This window comes from Nocardioides sp. Root122 (genome assembly GCF_001425025.1).
In the GTDB taxonomy this organism is placed as follows: Bacteria; Actinomycetota; Actinomycetes; order Propionibacteriales; family Nocardioidaceae; genus Nocardioides.
Genome location: NZ_LMDE01000012.1, coordinates 92,335 through 108,413, shown reverse-complemented (window position 1 = coordinate 108,413; position 16,079 = coordinate 92,335). Strand labels below are relative to the sequence as shown.

Below are 16,079 nucleotides of genomic sequence, written 5' to 3'. Positions count from 1 at the left end.
GGGCCTAGGCCCAGAGCTGGCCGTCGAGGGCGTCCTCGGCCTCGTCGACGGTGCCCTCGTAGGCACCGGTGGAGAGGTACTTCCAGCCGCCGTCGCAGACGACGAACGCGATGTCCGCGCTCTCCCCTGCCTTGACCGCCTTGGCGGCCTGGCCGAGGGCGGCGTGGAGGATCGCGCCGGTGGAGATGCCGGCGAAGATGCCCTCGAGCTCGAGGAGCTCGCGCACCCGGCGTACGGCGTCGCGGGGGCCGACGCTGAAGCGGGAATCGATGAGCGAGGCGTCGTAGAGCTCGGGCACGAAGCCCTCGTCGAGGTTGCGCAGGCCGTAGACCAGCTCGCCGTAGCGGGGCTCGGCGGCCACGATCCGCACGTCGGGCTTGGCCCTGCGGAAGAACCGGGAGACGCCCATCAGCGTGCCGGTGGTGCCGAGGCCGGCGACGAAGTGGGTGATCTCGGGGAGGTCGGCGAGCAGCTCGGGGCCGGTGCCCTCCTCGTGCGCGAGGGCGTTGGCGTCGTTGCCGTACTGGTAGAGCATCACCCAGTCGGGGTGCTCCCCCGCGATCTTCTTCGCGACCCGCACGGCCTCGTTGGAGCCGCCGGCGGCGGGTGAGGAGACGATCTCCGCGCCCCACATCCGCAGCAGCTGGCGGCGCTCCTCGGAGGTGTTCTCCGGCATCACGCACACGATCCGGTAGCCCTTGAGCTTGGCCGCCATGGCCAGGGAGATGCCGGTGTTGCCACTCGTCGGCTCCAGGATCGTGCACCCGGGGCGCAGCAGCCCGTCCTTCTCGGCCTGCTCGATCATCCGCAGGGCGGGGCGGTCCTTGATCGAGCCTGTCGGGTTGCGGTCCTCGAGCTTGGCCCAGATGCGTACGTCGGGGCTGGGCGAGAGCCGCGGCAGGCCGACCAGCGGCGTGGTGCCGACGGAGGCCAGGAGGTCGTCGTAGCGGGTCATCGACCGATGGGGTGGGCTCCGCCTGCGACCGCGGGCAGCACGACGACCTGGTCACCGTCGGAGAGCTCGGCGTCGAGGCCGCCGATGAAGCGCACGTCCTCGTCGTTGATGTAGACGTTGACGAAGCGGCGCAGGTCGATCGACCCGTCCTTGGTCTCCACCAGGCGGTCCTTGATCCCGGGGTGGTTGCCGTCGAGGTCGTCGATGAGCGCCGTGAGCGTGGAGCCCGAGGCGTCGACGGCCTTGGCGCCGTCGGTGTAGGTGCGGAGGATCGTGGGGATGCGGACCTCGATGGCCATCAGGGGGTGCTCGCTCTCTGGTGCTCGGGGGTCGGGGTGATCGTGACGTCTTCTTCGGTCACGACACCGTCGATGATTCTGTAAGACCTGAACTCCACCGGGCCGTCACTATTCCCCCCGTCCTCGTCGAAGCAGTCGCGTGTGCTGACGAGCACGTAGTGGGCGTTCGGCTCGCTGGCCAGGCCGATGTCGGTCCGGCTCGGGTAGGCCTCGGTGGCGGTGTGGGAGTGGTAGACGACGACCGGCTCCTCGTCGCGGGCGTCCATGTCCTTGTAGAGCGCCAGCAGCTCGCTGGAGTCGAACTCGTAGAACGTCGGGCTGCCCGCGGCGTTGACCATCGGGATGAACCGCTCGGGCCGGTCGCTGCCCTCGGGGCCCGCGACGACGCCGCAGGCCTCGTCGGGGTGGTCGCGCTTGGCGTGCGCGACGATGGCTTCGTACGTCTCCTGGGCGATGGTCAACACACCTCCCAGCCTAGGCAGGCCGCCGATGCCGTCGGCGCGCGTCTCACCACATAGTCTTGACGTCGAGAGACTTCGAGGGGGAGAGATGTCGCTGCAGGAGGCGCAGGCGCCGCTGACCCGGCGCGGCATCCCGGTCGAGCGGGACCTCCGCGTGCTGGCGCTGGGCTCGTTCGCCAACCGGTTCGGCGGTGGCGCGGTCATGACGACCAGCGCGCTCTACTTCACCCGCCAGGTGGGCTTCTCCGCCGCCGAGGTCGCCCTCGCCATCTCGGTCTCGGCCATCGTCGGCATGCTCGTGCAGGTGCCCGCCGGGCACCTCGGCGACACCCGCGGCCCGCGGCGCGTGCTGACGCTCTGCATGGTCGGCGCCGCCCTGACGGGCGCCCTGCCCGTCCTGGCCCGTACGCCGTGGCAGCTCGCGCTGCTGCTGGCGCTGCTCGCCTTCTTCGAGCGCTCGGCCGGCTCCGTCCAGCAGGGCGTGATCGCCCAGCTCGCGACCGGCGGGCGAGGCGTGCTGTTCAAGGCCTACCTGCGCGCGGTCACCAACACCGCCATCGGCCTCGGCTCCGTGTTCGGCGGTGCCGCGCTGGTCATCGACGAGCCATGGGCCTACGTCTCGGTCTTCGTCCTCAACGCCGTCTTCACCGGCTTCGCGGCGTGGAACTCCACCCGGCTGCCCGACCTGCCCGCCTACGTCCGGATCGAGGGCGAGCCGCGACTGGGCGTGCTGCGCGACTGGCCCTACGTCGTGGTCGTGGCGATCACCGGGCTCTACTCACTGCACTTCTTCGTGATGGAGCTCGGGCTGGCGCTCTACATCTCGGAGCGCACCGCGGCGCCGCCGGTCATGGTTGCGATCCTGCTCGTGATGAACACCGCGTGCGTCGCGCTGTTCCAGGTGCGGCTCTCGCGTCGCGCGGACTCGGTCGAGGCCGGGTCCCGCGCCCTCCTCCGCGGCGCCGTCTGGATCGCCGCCGGCTTCGCGGTGGTGTCCCTCGCGGACCGCGGCGACGCGACCTTCGCCGTCGTCGTGCTGGTCATCGGCTCGCTCGCGCACGTGGTCGGCGAGATGATCGGCTCCGGAGGCCAGTGGGGCCTGCAGATGGGGCTTGCCCCGCACGAGCGGCAGGGCCAGTACCAGGGCTTCGCCGGGCTCGGCTTCAGCGTGATCGCGGTCGTCGGTCCGCCGGTGGTGACGCTGCTCTGCGTCGACATGGGCGAGACCGGCTGGCTGGTCCTCGCCGCCCTCATGCTGGCAGTGGCCGCGGTGTCCGTGCCGGTCTCGCGCTGGGCGCTGGCGTCGCGCGAGCGCTACGGGGTGCTCAGCCACTCGGGCTAGTCCGGGGTGCCCATCGGTGGCAGCCCGCAGGAATTGAATTGACCGCAAGTCATTCTCCGGACGAGGCGTCGCCCCACCTGTGGATGGGCCGCTCCGGGTGGCGGCGCGATCTGCTGTGCTGCTCGCCATGGACGGCGATCAGCGCTACATCCCTCGCTCGGGTGCGATGTTCTCCCGAGGCAGCCTGGCCCGGGCCGAGATGGCCACCGATCTCGCGATCCCGATCCTGGCCGACGGCGGCTGGGCTGCCCTCACGCTGCGCAACGTGGCTGCCCGCAGGCGCCGGCGCCCCGTCGCGCGCCCTGTCGGACCTGGCGGTCGCACTCCTCCCCCAGTCCTGGCTCGAAGAGGTGTACGACGGCATCTGGCTGACCATCGTCGAGGCCGCGCGGTGGGACGACGCCATCGCGGCGACCGTGGCGTCCGTCCACGAGCGAGAGCACGAGCTGGTGCACGACCTCGTCGAACAGCTCGCAGCTCCCGTCGCCGATCGGCCCGCCTCGCAGCAGGTCGAGGTCCGGACCGAGCTCGTCCTCGCGCTGGTGCGTGGGATGCGCTCCGCCCACGCACCGTCGCGCCAAGGCCTCACGCGCGACCGGGCGAGCATGGCGTTCGACGGTCTCAGCGCTCGCTGATGTGGCCGACTACGCGCGGATCGCCGCCGGGATCCCATCGGAGAAGACCTCCGGGGTGGCCGGGAACGACTCCGAGACCCCGAGGGAGTGGCGTACGGCGGTCCACGCGACCGCGCAGGCGTCGAGGAGGTCGTCCTCGCCGAAGCCGGACCCGCGGAACCACGGCGGCGCGATGATCCCGTGCGCGGCGAGGGCCTCACGGCGTACGCGCACGCCTGCCGGGTCCTTCTTCCGCTCGAGCAGGGGCTGCCCGGCCATCCGCGCGAAGCTCAGCTCGGGGTGCACCTCGACGACCGCGACACCCGGCTTCGCGCGCACCCAGGCGTCGACCTGCAGCACCTTCTCGCGCAGGGCGTACGCCTGGGCGCTGACGCTGGTGCGACCCTCGGTCGCCGCCAGGTTGGCCACGCGGCCCTCCTCGTAGGTGGCGGCCTCCAACGCGGCGCGCACGGGCGTGGCGAAGAGCGAGGATGACTTGCCGACCAGCTCGCGGCGCGCCTCGGCGTCGGCGAGCCGGCCGCCGCTGTCCGGGAGGCCGATCGGGATGTCGATGCCGACCACGGCCACGTCGTGGGTCTCACGCACCAGCCCGACCAGCTCGGGGATCGTCGGGGCGAGGAAGACCGACGCCCTCAGGTCGGGGTCGAGGACGACGCCGACCCAGCCGGACGGGCACGCGTCCACGCCGAGGACGGGAGCGTCCGGCGTCAGCACGGGTGGCGGCTCGACCGAGTCCTGACCCGCGGGGGCGACGTACCTCGCCTCGCGCTCCCCGCTGAGCGCGGCCTCGATGCGGCCCACCATGACCTCGCCCATGGGCGGCAGCGACGTGACCGGCCACCAGCGCACGTCGGTCGACTCGTCGTCGGCGACGTGCGCGTCGCCCTCGACCCACGTGCACGCGAAGGTGAGGTCGAGGTAGGTCGCCCGGTCGCCGTTGGCGTGGACGATCTCGCCGTGCACGCCGGTGGCGGCCAGCCGGTCCACCCGGATGCGGACGCCGGTCTCCTCCAACGCCTCGCGCGCGGCGGCGACGGCGGGCTCCTCCCCCGGGTCGGGGATGCCGGTGATCGGCGCCCAGCGTCCGTTGTCGGCGCGTTTGACCAGGAGCACCTGGTCGCCGCGGGTCACGACGGCGGTGACGCCCGGCAGCCAGAGCGGGTCGTGGCCGATCCTGCGCCGGATGTCGACGACGAAGTCGGGGATCGGGCTCACGTGGCGCTCACGAGGTCAGTGCCTCGACCACCGTCTCCTGCAGGTAGCCGACCCACTCGTAGATGTCGTGCGCCTGCGCCCGCGGGTCGTCGTCGGGGAGCGAGTGCCAATAGTCCTCGTCGCCGGCCTCGACGCCCAGGCGCGTGGCCAGTGCGAGGCGGATGTCGGTGAAGGCCCGCATCCACGTCTCGGCCTCGGAGCGGGTCAGCTCGACGTCGAAGACGAGCCCCTCCTCGGTCAGCTCGGGCGGCAGGCCCGCCTCCTCGAGGGTGTCGATGAGCAGCCCGGCCGCGGCAGCCTTGCCGTCACGCAGTCCGCTCTCGGTGAAGCGGCGGAAGTCCGAGGCGGCCTCGTCGTCGTCGGGATAGGCCGTCGGGAAGAGCCGCGCCAGCACCGGGTCCTCGGGGATGGTCGTCGCGCCGGAGAACTCCGCCATCAGCGCGTCGAAGGGGTCGGCCGCAGGGGCGGCCGGCTCGGCACGCTCGTTGCGCAGCAGCTCGACCATCTGCGAGGCCAGCGACCGGAGCAGGTCGGCCTCGAACCCGGTGAAGGTGGCGATGACCCGGTCGGACCTCGCGTGGTGCTCGAACCCGCTCATCCTCAGCCGGCCTTCTCCATGGTCGCCCACAGGCCGTACTCGTGCATGGCCTGCACGTCGCGCTCCATCTCCTCGCGCGTGCCCGTGGAGACCACCGACTTGCCGTCGTTGTGCACCTCGAGCATGAGCTTCTCGGCCTTGGCCTTGTCGTAGCCGAAGTACTTCTGGAAGACGTAGGAGACGTAGGACATCAGGTTCACCGGGTCGTCCCAGACGAGGGTCACCCACGGCTTGGAGAGGAACGTGATGTCGTCGGGAGCCTGGGTCGGTTCGACCTCGACGGGACTTGCGGCTGACACCCGCCCATCGTGGCACAGTGTCGGTCGTGACGAGCTCGAGCCCAGCCACCACGGCCCTGCTGACCGACCACTACGAGCTCACCATGGTGCAGGCGGCGCGGCACGCCGGCACGGCCGAGCGCAGGTCCGTCTTCGAGCTGTTCCCCCGCCGCCTGCCGGAGGGACGCAGGTACGGCGTCGTGGCCGGCGTCGGACGCGCGCTGGACGCCATCGAGTCGTTCCGCTTCGACCCGACGGCACTCGCCATGCTGGAGGGCGTCGTCGAGCCCGACATGCTCGAGTGGCTGGCGTCGTACCGCTTCGCCGGCGACGTGTGGGGCTACCCCGAGGGCGAGGTCTACTTCCCCTACTCCCCCCTGCTCGTCGTCGAGGGCACCTTCGCCGAGGCGGTGCTCCTCGAGACGGTGCTGCTCTCGATCTACAACCACGACTCCGCGATCGCGTCCGCCGCCTCCCGGATGACCCTCGCAGCAGCGGGACGGCCCTGCATCGAGATGGGCTCGCGCCGCACTCACGAGCAGGCGGCCGTCGCGGCGGCCCGGGCGGCGTACCTCGCCGGCTTCGACGCGACCAGCAACCTGGCCGCCCGCCAGCTCCACGGCGTGCCCAGCACCGGGACGGCGGCTCACTCCTTCACGCTCCTCCACGACAGCGAGCGCGACGCCTTCGTCGCGCAGGTGGAGACCCTCGGGGTGGGCACGACCCTGCTCGTCGACACCTACGACGTCGCCGAGGCGGTCGCCCTCGCCGTCGAGGTGGCGGGCACCGGCCTCGGCGCGGTCCGCCTCGACTCCGGCGACCTGGGCGAGGTGGCGCGCGAGGTCCGCGCACAGCTCGACGGGCTCGGAGCCACCGAGACCCGGATCGTGGTGACCAGCGACCTCGACGAGCACGCCATCGCCGCCCTGGCCGCGACCCCGGTCGACGCCTACGGCGTCGGCACCCAGCTCGTGACCGGCTCGGGGCACCCGACCTGCGGGTTCGTCTACAAGCTCGTGTCCCGCGAGGGCGACGACGGCGAGATGGTCTCGGTGGCCAAGCGCTCGACCGACAAGGCCTCCATCGGCGGCCGCAAGTACGCCCTGCGCCGCCGCTCCCCCGGCGGACGGGCGCAGGCCGAGGTGGTCGGGATCGGCGAGCCGCCCACCGACGACGGCGACGACCGTCCGCTGCTGGTGCCCCTGGTCGTGGGCGGCGAGGTCGTCGGTCGGGCCACCCTCGAGGAGGCCCGCGCCCGCCACCGCACCTCGCTCGCCGAGCTCCCCCGCGCGGTCACGATGATGTCCCACGGCGACCCGGTGATCCCGACCCTCCACCAGGGCGGCTGACCCGTCCGTCCCGCTAGTCTTCGGGAATGGCACGGGCACTGATCGTGGTCGACGTCCAGAACGACTTCTGCGAGGGCGGGGCCCTCGCAGTGGCCGGTGGCGCCCGGGTGGCCGCCGACATAGGCGAGCTGCTGCACCGGTGGTCGTCGAAGGGCGAGGACGCGCCGTCGTACGACGTCGTGGTGGCCACCAAGGACCACCACGTCGACCCGGGCGACCACTGGGCCGCGAAGCCCGACTACGCCGCCTCGTGGCCGGTGCACTGCAAGGTCGGCACCGAGGGCGCCGGGTTCCACCCCAACCTCGACCCGCAGCCCTTCGACGAGGTGTTCTTCAAGGGCGAGCACGCTGCGGCGTACTCCGGCTTCGAGGGTCGTACGACGTCGGGCGAGGCGCTGGCCGACTGGCTGCGCGAGCGGTCGGTGAGCGAGGTCGACGTCTGCGGCATCGCCACGGACCACTGCGTGCGGGCGACCGCCCTCGACAGCGCGCAGGAGGGCTTCGACACCCGCGTGCTCACCGCCCTGTGCGCCGGCGTCGCGGAGGAGACGACGGCGGCAGCGATCACCGAGATGACCGGCGCCGGCATCGAGATCGCCTGAGGTCGCCGGCCGCGCTCAGCACCACTTCTCGGTGACGGTGCGCAGCACCTTGACGGTGCGCGCGGTGCCCTGGCCCAGCGCCTTGAACTCCTTCGACGCGAGCAGCTTCGAGGTGTGGATGTTGCCCTCGAGCAGGACGTAGGCGGCCCGCCCGTCGACGACGACGCGCTCGCCCTCGTGCTCGAGGGCGTGGGCCGCCTCGACCGTCGCCGCGGTCGGCGCGGTGGAGAACAGCGTGACGTAGTGCTGGCCCGCGGGGTCGTGCTCGGCGTGCAGCTCCTCGGCACGCGCGGTGAGGGCCGCCAGGTCGGCGGTCGTGAGCACGACCGTCGGCACCTCGAAGCCCGCCTCCGCGGCGTACGCCTCCTCCAGCGCGGCCTGCACCTTGGCCACCGATCGGGCCGAGTGGACCAGCCGGACGTTGCCGGTGTTGATGTAGGTCTCGACGTCCGTGCCGCCGGCGGCCTCCGTCGCAGCGCGGATCGCGTCCTTGGGGAACTTCCGCTTCGCACCGAGGTTGATCGCGCGGAGGAAGGCGACATAGGTGGGCATGGGCAGATCATGCCCCCGGGAGACGCAGGTCACGCCCGGTCTAGGGTGTGGGGCATGAAGACTCGAGCCCTCGCCATCGGAATCAGCTCCCTCGCGCTCGCCCTCACCGCGGCCGGGTGTGCCAAGGACGACACCTCCACCACCACGGAGTCCGGCCTCAAGCTGGTCAAGTCGGGCACGCTGACCATCTGCACGCACCTGCCCTACGAGCCCTTCGAGTTCACCGAGGGCGGCGAGGTCGTGGGCTTCGACCCCGACGTGCTGAAGATCGCGGCCGACGCGGAAGGGCTCGACACGGAGGTCATCGACGTCGCGTGGGAGACGATCACCACGGGTGAGGCGCTCAACACCGACCAGTGCGACGTCGCCGCCGGCGCGATGACCATCACCGACGAGCGCGCCGCGGTCATGGACTTCACCGATCCCTACTTCACCGCCACGCAGGCGCTGATGACGAAGACCGGCTCCGGCATCAGCTCGCTGGAGGACCTGGCAGGGAAGAAGGTCGCGGTCCAGGACGGCACGACCGGCGCCGACTACGTGCGGGAGAACGCCCCGAAGGACACCGAGATCGTCTCCTACGAGGACTCCTCCCTGATGCAGCAGGCAGTGCTCACCGGCAAGACCGATGCGGGTGTCAACGACAACGGCCTGCTCAACTACTTCGTCAGCCAGAACCCCGAGGTCGAGGTGGTCACGGAGTTCGAGACCGGCGAGGAGTACGGCTTCTCGGTGAAGAAGGACGGCAACGACGACCTGCTGACCGCCATCAACGACGGGATCGCCAGCGACGACTACGACACCGTCTACGAGAAGTGGTTCGGCACCGCTCCCGCCGAGTGACACCCCCTCCCACCCCGTCCACGAAGGTGATGTGAGTCCATGGCGAGTCCACGTCAGCGCGCCGCACGGTGGCGCTACGTCCAGTACGCGGTGCTCGTCGTCGCGGTGCTCGTCATCGCGTTCGTCGCGGACTGGGGCCAGATCCAGCGGGCGTTCTGGAACTGGGAGCTGGTCAAGGAGCAGTTCCCGCGCGTCCTGACGATCGCGCTGAAGAACACCATCATCTACACCGCGTGCGGCTTCGCGTTCGGGTTGATGCTCGGGTTGGTCCTCGCGCTGATGCGGCTCTCGAGCGTCGGTCCCTACCGGTGGATCGCCACCGGCGTCATCGAGCTCTTCCGCGGGCTGCCGGCCCTGGTGGTCTTCATCGCCCTCAGCGTGGGCTTCAACCTCGCGTTCCCGGACTACGAGATCCCGTTCGGCAACCTCGGCGTCGTCACCCTGGCCCTGGGCCTGGTCGGCGGCGCCTACATGGCCGAGACCATCCGCGCCGGCATCCAGGCGGTGCCGAAGGGCCAGATGGAGGCGGCCCGCTCGCTGGGGATGTCGCACAGCCGGGCGATGGTCAGCGTGGTCGTGCCGCAGGCGTTCCGGATCATCCTCCCGCCACTGACCAACGAGCTGATCCTGCTGACCAAGGACTCCTCACTGGTCTACATCCTCGGCCTGTCGCTGTCCGGCTACGAGCTGACGAAGTTCGGCCGGGAAGGGATGAACTCGGCGTCCAACCTGACGCCGATCATCGTGATCGGTCTGTGCTACCTGCTGATCACGGTGCCACTGTCGATCGTCGTACGCCGCATGGAGAGCCGCGCGGAGAGGGCCCGCTGATGACCAACCCCACCACCGACCGCGCCGCGGCGGCGATCGACGTGCAGGACCTGCACAAGTACTTCGGCGACAACGAGGTGCTCAAGGGCATCGACTTCCACGTGCCCCACGGCCAGGTCGTCTGCGTGATCGGCCCCTCGGGTTCGGGCAAGTCGACCCTCCTGCGCTGCGTGAACCTGCTCGAGATCCCCACCAGCGGCAAGATCTTCGTCGAGGGCGAGGAGATCACCGACCCCGACGCCGACGTCGACAAGCTCCGCTCGCGCATCGGGATCGTCTTCCAGCAGTTCAACCTGTTCCCGCACATGACCGTGCTGCGCAACCTCACGATCGCGCAGGAGAAGGTCAAGGGCCGCAAGAAGGACGAGGCCGTCGAGGTCGCCCGCGCCAACCTCGCCAAGGTCGGGCTGTCGGAGAAGGAGTCGGCCTACCCGGCCCACCTGTCCGGTGGGCAGTCGCAGCGCGTCGCGATCGCCCGCGCGCTGTCGATGAACCCCGACATGATGCTCTTCGACGAGCCCACGTCGGCTCTCGACCCCGAGCTCGTCGGCGACGTCCTGGCGGTCATGAAGGACCTGGCGTCGGAGGGCATGACGATGATGGTCGTGACCCACGAGATGGGCTTCGCCCGCGAGGTCGGCGACAACCTCGTCTTCATGGACGGCGGCGTGATCGTCGAGGAGGGCGACCCCCGACAGGTGCTGGCCGACCCGCAGCACGAGAGGACTCAGTCGTTCCTCTCGAAGGTGCTCTGAGGGCGCCCTATCGGGTCAGCCCCGCTTGCACTGGCTCGGCGGCGTCTGGGCCGGGTCGAAGACGTACTTCGGGGGCGCGATGGGACTGCCGTCCTGCGACTCCTTCATCGTCATCGCCCACCAGCCGGCCTTGCGGGTCTGGATGTTCGCGAGCGCCTCCTCGGAGACGTCGTTCCACATGTTCAGCACGTCGACGCTCACTTCGATGAAGTGCGAGCCGTGCGGCGTCACGACACCGTTGGCCTCGACGTCGTCGAGACCTGCCGGCACGTCGGGGAACAGGCCACGCGGCATGCCGGTGAGGACCTTCTTGGCCGGGATGCCGACCGCGACGCCGTCGCCGGCGAGCCGGATGGCACGCGACGCGGTCACCGGCCAGGTCGGGTCGAGGTCCGTGGGCAGGCCCCAGGTGCGGCTCTGGTCGTCGGTGATCTCGGCCCAGCACGAGGACGCGTTCGGACCCCACGCCTCGCTGTTGAAGTAGGTGCGCCCGGCGACGACGAGGTAGTCGATCTGCTGGGCGTTTCCGTCGATGACGGAGTCCATCGAGAGCTGGCTGTAGCCCGTCGCGGGGCTGAAGCGACCGTCGAGGTCGAAGATCCGCTTGCCGCCGTTGTCGGGGTTCTTGGTGAGCAGCTGGCCGTGCCACTCCATGATGCCCATCTTCTCCACCTGCGCGACCATGGCGTCGAGCTGCTCGCCCTCCATGAGGACGTCGGTGGTCTTGGTGGCCGCGGCCTCGCCGGACCCGCCACAGGCGGAGAGCGTCAGGAGCAGGCCCGTGGCGAGGGCAGCAGCCCACGTAACGTTGCGACGAGTCACAGGGTGTCCCCGATCCGATCCGTGACGAGCTCCGTGCCCATCCCGCCCGGCAGCCTAGGGGCCGGTTTCGTGGCCTGTCAGGCGAATCACGGATCCGTTCAGGACGCCATCCACCGCCGCGCCGCGACCACGACCTCCTCGGTGAGGTCAGCCACGAGGGTCGAGCCGAGGCGCCAGTGCTGCCAGAACAGGGCCACCTCGGGCCGGCGACCGGGGACCAGCTCGACGAGGGAGCCGTCCTCGAGCTCGGCGGCGACGTCGGACTCCGGAAGCAGTCCCCAGCCCATCCCCACGCGGATGGCGCGGTCGAACTCGCGCACCGACGGCAGGTACGTCGCCGGCGGAGCGAGGTGGCGCCGGGTGACCCTGCGGACGAAGTCGTGCTGGAGCGAGTCGTTGCGGTCGAAGGCCACGATCGGCGCCTCGGCGAGCGTCGCGGACCCGACGCCGTCGGCGAAGTGCGCAGCGTGGAAGTCGGCGGTCGCCACCGCTGCGTAGCGCAACCGCCCGAGGCGCACCACGCGACAGCCGGGAACGGGCTTGGGCTCCCCGGTGATGGCTGCCACCACCTCGCCGCGTCGCAACCGCTCCGCCGTACGCGTGTGGTCCTCACGGACGACCTCGAACACCACGCGGTGGCGTGACTGCACCTCGGCGAGCGCGTCGACGAACCAGCCGTAGAGCGCGTCCGCGTTCACCGCGATCGGCAGGGAGGTGTACGCCGTCGCCCCCGCGTCGGTCTCCTCGACGAGCTCGGCCACCGCCTCGCGCTCGAGGATCGCGGTCTGCGTGGCGAGCCGCACCAGCACCAGCCCGGCCTCGGTGGGCTCCAGCGGCTTGACCCGGTGCAGCAGCACGCGGCCGATGCGGGTCTCCAGGGCCTTGATCCGCTGGCTCACCGCGGAGGGCGTCACGTGCAGCTCGCGCGCCGCGGCCTCGAAGGTGCCGAGGCGCACCGCGACCGAGAGCGTGCGCAACGCCACCGGGTCGAGCTGGGTCAGGTCGGTCACGGCGAGACGGTGCTCCCCCGTCGCACCGTGTCGGGCGCCTCGCGCATCAGGCGCGCTTGCACTGGCTCGGGGCGGTGATCTTGTTGTCGAACACGTGCTTGGGCTCCGCGATGGGGGCGTCGTCGCTCGACTCCCGCATCGTCATCGCCCACCACCCCGACCGCCGGGTGTCGAAGCCTGCGAGTGCCTCCGGCGGGACGTGGCCCCACATGCCCGCAACGTCGACGGCGACCTCGACGAGCGGCCCGTGGGGCTTCACGATGGCCCTCACCTTGACCTTGTCCACGGCAGCGGGCACGCCCTGGAAGAGCCCGCGCGGCAGTCCGTCGATGAGCCGGGAGCCCGGCACGTCGACCGACACGCCGCTACCGATGGGCTTGACCGCCCGCGCCCTGCTCACCGACCACCTCGGGTCGAGGTCCTGCGGGAGGGCCCAGCTGCGCGAGGCGTCCCCGGTGATGTCCACGTAGCAGCCCGCAGCGCTGGCACCCCAGTCGTCGCTGTTGAAGTAGGTGCGGCCGTCGACGACGACGTAGTCGACCTGCTGGACCTCGCCGTCGAGCATGGAGTCCATGGCCAGGGTGCTGGAGCCCGACCCCGGATCGAACCGGCCGCTCAGCTCGAAGATCTGCTTGCCACCGCTGTCCGGGTTGGCCGTGAGGAGCTGGCCGTGCCACTCGACGAGCTTCATCGCGTCGACCTGCTCGACCATGCCGCGGAGCTGCTCCTTGTCCGACGCGGCGGCGGCGCCCTCGGCGCGCTCTCCGCCGTCCCCCGCCGGACCGCACGCCGTCAGCGCCACGACGAGGATCGTCGCGAGCCCGCCGGCTCTCCTGGCATCACGGTGCATCGCGTGGCCTCCTTGGCAGATGCGGTCACGGGCCATGAGCCCGGCACGACGATATGTGAGCGGGAGCACACGCGGTCGGGATCTCACGATTTCGAAATGCGACGCGACGTGCGTGAGCACCATCATACTTACGAGTTCTTATGATTCATGAAAATACTTCGCTGGATTGAGGGCTTGACGCTTCCTAGAGTTGAGGCATGTTCCACGTCGCACTCACCGGTCTGCTCACCGGTCTCGCCCTCATCGTCGCCGTCGGCGCCCAGAACGCGTTCCTGCTCCGGCAGGGGATCCGCGGGGAGCACGTGCTGCCGATCGTGCTGACGTGCCTGCTCTCCGACGTCGTGGCGATCACGGCGGGCGTGGCGGGCCTGGGCGTCGTGCTCGAGCGCTGGCCCGGCGTCCTGCCGGTGGCCCAGGCGCTCGGCGGCCTCTACCTGATCGCCTTCGGCATCCACGCCGCGATGCGGGCCTGGCGACCGTCGCAGCTCGACACCGGCGAGGGCGCCGTGCTGACGCCGGGTCGGGCGGTGGTCCTGACGCTCGCGCTGACCTGGCTCAACCCGCACTTCTACCTCGACGCGGTCCTCATGCTCGGCACCGTGGCCAACAGCTTCGGCACCGACCGCTGGTGGTTCCTGGCGGGCACGCTGCTCGCGAGCCTGATGTGGTTCTTCGGCCTGGGCTACGGCGCCCGCCTGCTCCGCGGCCTCTTCGCCCGCCCGGCCGCGTGGCGGGTGCTGGACTCCGCGATCGCCGTGGTCATGGGCGCGCTGGGCGTCGGACTGCTCGCGCACTGAACAGCACGGGGAATACATAGGTTCCCTATGTAATTATGCCGGGGTGACCGACGACCTCTCCACCCTCGCCAGCGACCTCGTGGTCCTGGCCTCGCGCCTGACGCGCGCGGTCCGCCGCGAGGTCGAGCACCCTGCTGGGGCGCGGACCCTGTCGCTGCTCGACGAGCACGGACCCACGGGCGTGACGGCCCTCGCGGCCGCCGACCGCTGCAGCCAGCCGACCATGACTGCGACGGTCAGGGCACTGGAGGGGCAGGGCCTCGTCGGCCGCGAGCCGCACCCGACCGACGGGCGCGCCCACGTCGTCGTGCTCACCGACGCCGGGAGCGCCGAGCTGGCACGCATCCGCCAGGCCAACGCCGCGCTCGTCACCAGCCGGTTGGCCGCCACCCACCACACCGCCGAGGAGGTCGCGACCGCCGTCTCGGTGCTCCGGGACGTCCTCGACCTGCACCCCGCACCGAGCCCTCAGGAGGACCCCACCCCGTGACCAGCCCGACCACCCCCTCCAGCACCGCCAGCCCGTCGGCCGGCTCCGCGCCCGAGGCCCCGTCGCTCCTGCGGCAGCCGCGCGCCGTGTGGGCCGTGGCCTTCGCGTGCGTCATCGCCTTCATGGGCATCGGCCTCGTGGACCCGATCCTCAAGGAGATCGCTGCCCAGCTCGACGCCACCCCCAGCCAGGTGTCACTGCTCTTCACCAGCTACATGGCGGTGATGGGTGTCTCGATGCTCGTGACCGGCGTCGTCTCCAGCCGCATCGGCCCCAAGCGCACGCTGCTCGCCGGCCTGGCGCTGATCATCGTGTCGGCCGCGCTGGCCGGCACGTCCGGCAGCGTCGGCGCGGTGATCGGCTTCCGCGCCGGCTGGGGCCTGGGCAACGCCCTCTTCGTGGCCACGGCGCTGGCCACCATCGTCAGCGCCTCGGCCGGCCCGGTGGGCCAGGCCATCATCCTGTTCGAGGCTGCGCTCGGCCTCGGCATCGCCTCCGGCCCGCTGATCGGCGGTCTCCTCGGCGGGATCTCGTGGCGGGGCCCGTTCTTCGGGGTCTCCGTGCTGATGACGGTCGCCCTGGTCGCCACGGCGTTCTTCCTCCCGTCCACTCCCCCGGCGGGGCGTCGTACGTCGCTGCTCGACCCGTTCCGCGCCCTGCGGCACCGGGCCCTGCTGCTGCTCGCGCTCGTCGCGATCTTCTACAACCTCGGCTTCTTCACGCTCATGGCCGCCGGGCCGTTCGCGCTGCCGACGTACTCGATCATGGGCATCGGCTGGACGTTCTTCGGCTGGGGCGTGCTCCTCGCCGTGACGTCCGTGTGGCTCGCGCCCGTCCTGCAGCGGCGCTTCGGCACGCTGCCGAGCCTCATCGCGGTGCTCGCCCTCTTCGCGATCGACCTTGCGGTCATGGCGCTCGGCGCCGCGCACGAGACCGTCGTGACCGGCGGCATCATCGCCGCGGGCGCCTTCCTCGGCGTCACGAACACCCTCGTCACCGAGGCCGTGATGGGGGCCGCGCCCGTCGAGCGCCCGGTCGCGTCCGCGGCGTACTCCTTCGTCCGCTTTACCGGCGGCGCCGTCGGCCCCTGGGTCGCGCTGAAGCTGGCGGAGAACGTCGACCTGCACGCACCGTTCTGGTTCGGCGCGGCAGCGGTCACCGTCGGCGTGGTCATCGTGGCCGCGGGCTCGCGGACCATCGGCCGGGCCCTCGCATCGGCACCCGCCCCGCACAGCGTGACCGAGGCCGAGAGCGAGCTCGTCGGCGACCTGGCCTGAGTGTCGTACGGCCCGGGATGGGCGCGGCGTACTAGCGTCGCGCCCATGCCGTGCGACTTCTGCGGGAAAGAGTTCGACCCGATCTCCACACGGTGGCTGTGCCCGCACTGCCACATGA

At 71.1% G+C, this 16,079-nt stretch carries 20 protein-coding genes; 10 read left to right on the top strand and 10 right to left on the bottom strand.

Annotated elements, in window-relative coordinates; genetic code table 11:
* Positions 1-4: 4 nt before the first annotated feature.
* The 3 genes from ASC64_RS15980 to ASC64_RS15970 are packed head-to-tail and all read right to left on the bottom strand — an operon-like array spanning position 5 to position 1,718.
* Positions 5-955 (bottom strand): PLP-dependent cysteine synthase family protein, encoded by a 951-nt coding sequence (locus tag ASC64_RS15980; RefSeq protein WP_056908545.1) that lies wholly within the window; start codon positions 953-955, stop codon positions 5-7.
* A complete protein-coding gene (locus ASC64_RS15975) occupies positions 952-1,254 on the bottom strand; it encodes a MoaD/ThiS family protein (RefSeq protein ID WP_056908544.1) in 303 nt (100 codons plus the stop codon). Before ASC64_RS15975 ends, ASC64_RS15980 begins: the two co-directional genes overlap by 4 nt.
* The gene (locus ASC64_RS15970) at positions 1,254-1,718 is read right to left on the bottom strand and encodes a Mov34/MPN/PAD-1 family protein (RefSeq protein ID WP_056908543.1); all 465 of its coding nucleotides are present in this window, start codon (positions 1,716-1,718) and stop codon (positions 1,254-1,256) included. Before ASC64_RS15970 ends, ASC64_RS15975 begins: the two co-directional genes overlap by 1 nt.
* Before the next feature lie 85 nt (positions 1,719-1,803).
* Between ASC64_RS15970 and ASC64_RS15965 the strand changes: the two genes are divergently transcribed.
* Together ASC64_RS15965 and ASC64_RS15960 are read left to right on the top strand one after the other, a co-directional pair.
* Positions 1,804-3,057 (top strand): MFS transporter, encoded by a 1,254-nt coding sequence (locus tag ASC64_RS15965; protein ID WP_056908542.1) that lies wholly within the window; start codon positions 1,804-1,806, stop codon positions 3,055-3,057.
* Between the two features lie 350 nt (positions 3,058-3,407).
* Positions 3,408-3,692, top strand: coding sequence for a hypothetical protein (locus tag ASC64_RS15960; RefSeq protein WP_056908541.1), 285 nt, complete (start codon positions 3,408-3,410; stop codon positions 3,690-3,692).
* A gap of 9 nt (positions 3,693-3,701) precedes the next feature.
* On the opposite strand, the gene ASC64_RS22385 is transcribed toward ASC64_RS15960, so the two are convergent.
* From ASC64_RS22385 to clpS, 3 genes are read right to left on the bottom strand one after another with little or no spacing between them, the layout of a single operon-like run.
* On the bottom strand, positions 3,702-4,907 hold the full coding sequence (locus tag ASC64_RS22385; RefSeq protein WP_162245816.1) for a DUF429 domain-containing protein: 1,206 nt from the start codon (positions 4,905-4,907) through the stop codon (positions 3,702-3,704).
* A 7-nt stretch (positions 4,908-4,914) separates the two neighbouring features.
* Entirely contained in the window at positions 4,915-5,505 is a 591-nt protein-coding gene (locus ASC64_RS15950; RefSeq protein ID WP_056908540.1) for a DUF2017 domain-containing protein, read from the bottom strand.
* A 2-nt stretch (positions 5,506-5,507) separates the two neighbouring features.
* Positions 5,508-5,804 (bottom strand): ATP-dependent Clp protease adapter ClpS, encoded by a 297-nt coding sequence (gene clpS / locus ASC64_RS15945; protein ID WP_056908539.1) that lies wholly within the window; start codon positions 5,802-5,804, stop codon positions 5,508-5,510.
* A gap of 17 nt (positions 5,805-5,821) precedes the next feature.
* Here clpS and ASC64_RS15940 point away from each other — a divergent pair, with 17 nt between their 5' ends.
* A complete protein-coding gene (locus ASC64_RS15940; protein WP_439956815.1) occupies positions 5,822-7,132 on the top strand; it encodes a nicotinate phosphoribosyltransferase in 1,311 nt (436 codons plus the stop codon).
* A 26-nt stretch (positions 7,133-7,158) separates the two neighbouring features.
* Complete coding sequence (locus tag ASC64_RS15935; protein ID WP_056908538.1) at positions 7,159-7,734, top strand: isochorismatase family protein; 576 nt, start codon at positions 7,159-7,161, stop codon at positions 7,732-7,734.
* A 15-nt stretch (positions 7,735-7,749) separates the two neighbouring features.
* Here ASC64_RS15935 and ASC64_RS15930 read toward each other — a convergent pair whose 3' ends face one another.
* A complete protein-coding gene (locus ASC64_RS15930; protein WP_056908537.1) occupies positions 7,750-8,286 on the bottom strand; it encodes a DUF1697 domain-containing protein in 537 nt (178 codons plus the stop codon).
* Between the two features lie 54 nt (positions 8,287-8,340).
* Here ASC64_RS15930 and ASC64_RS15925 point away from each other — a divergent pair, with 54 nt between their 5' ends.
* The 3 genes from ASC64_RS15925 to ASC64_RS15915 are packed head-to-tail and all read left to right on the top strand — an operon-like array spanning position 8,341 to position 10,715.
* Positions 8,341-9,129, top strand: a complete 789-nt coding sequence (locus tag ASC64_RS15925; protein WP_056908536.1) for a transporter substrate-binding domain-containing protein — start codon at positions 8,341-8,343, stop codon at positions 9,127-9,129.
* Between the two features lie 39 nt (positions 9,130-9,168).
* Positions 9,169-9,960 (top strand): amino acid ABC transporter permease, encoded by a 792-nt coding sequence (locus ASC64_RS15920; RefSeq protein WP_056908535.1) that lies wholly within the window; start codon positions 9,169-9,171, stop codon positions 9,958-9,960.
* Complete coding sequence (locus ASC64_RS15915; RefSeq protein WP_056908534.1) at positions 9,960-10,715, top strand: amino acid ABC transporter ATP-binding protein; 756 nt, start codon at positions 9,960-9,962, stop codon at positions 10,713-10,715. The genes ASC64_RS15920 and ASC64_RS15915 overlap by 1 nt, the downstream gene beginning before the upstream one ends.
* Positions 10,716-10,730: 15 nt before the next feature.
* Here the strand turns inward: ASC64_RS15915 and ASC64_RS15910 are convergent, their stop codons facing one another.
* The 3 genes from ASC64_RS15910 to ASC64_RS15900 all read right to left on the bottom strand — a co-directional run bounded on the left by ASC64_RS15910 (position 10,731) and on the right by ASC64_RS15900 (position 13,397).
* Entirely contained in the window at positions 10,731-11,537 is an 807-nt protein-coding gene (locus tag ASC64_RS15910) for a hypothetical protein (protein WP_056908533.1), read from the bottom strand.
* A 98-nt stretch (positions 11,538-11,635) separates the two neighbouring features.
* Positions 11,636-12,547, bottom strand: coding sequence for a LysR family transcriptional regulator ArgP (locus ASC64_RS15905; RefSeq protein WP_082550547.1), 912 nt, complete (start codon positions 12,545-12,547; stop codon positions 11,636-11,638).
* 46 nt (positions 12,548-12,593) lie between these two features.
* Positions 12,594-13,397: a hypothetical protein gene (locus tag ASC64_RS15900; protein ID WP_056908532.1), complete on the bottom strand. Its 804-nt coding sequence runs from the start codon at positions 13,395-13,397 to the stop codon at positions 12,594-12,596.
* A 197-nt stretch (positions 13,398-13,594) separates the two neighbouring features.
* On the opposite strand from ASC64_RS15900, the gene ASC64_RS15895 reads away from it, so the two are divergent.
* The 3 genes from ASC64_RS15895 to ASC64_RS15885 are packed head-to-tail and all read left to right on the top strand — an operon-like array spanning position 13,595 to position 15,961.
* Complete coding sequence (locus ASC64_RS15895; RefSeq protein ID WP_056908531.1) at positions 13,595-14,194, top strand: LysE/ArgO family amino acid transporter; 600 nt, start codon at positions 13,595-13,597, stop codon at positions 14,192-14,194.
* A gap of 43 nt (positions 14,195-14,237) precedes the next feature.
* Positions 14,238-14,684 carry a MarR family winged helix-turn-helix transcriptional regulator gene (locus ASC64_RS15890; protein WP_056908530.1) on the top strand — a complete coding sequence of 149 codons (447 nt, stop codon included), beginning with the start codon at positions 14,238-14,240 and terminating at the stop codon, positions 14,682-14,684.
* Positions 14,681-15,961 carry an MFS transporter gene (locus ASC64_RS15885; RefSeq protein WP_082550546.1) on the top strand — a complete coding sequence of 427 codons (1,281 nt, stop codon included), beginning with the start codon at positions 14,681-14,683 and terminating at the stop codon, positions 15,959-15,961. The genes ASC64_RS15890 and ASC64_RS15885 overlap by 4 nt, the downstream gene beginning before the upstream one ends.
* Positions 15,962-16,079 lie beyond the last annotated feature (118 nt).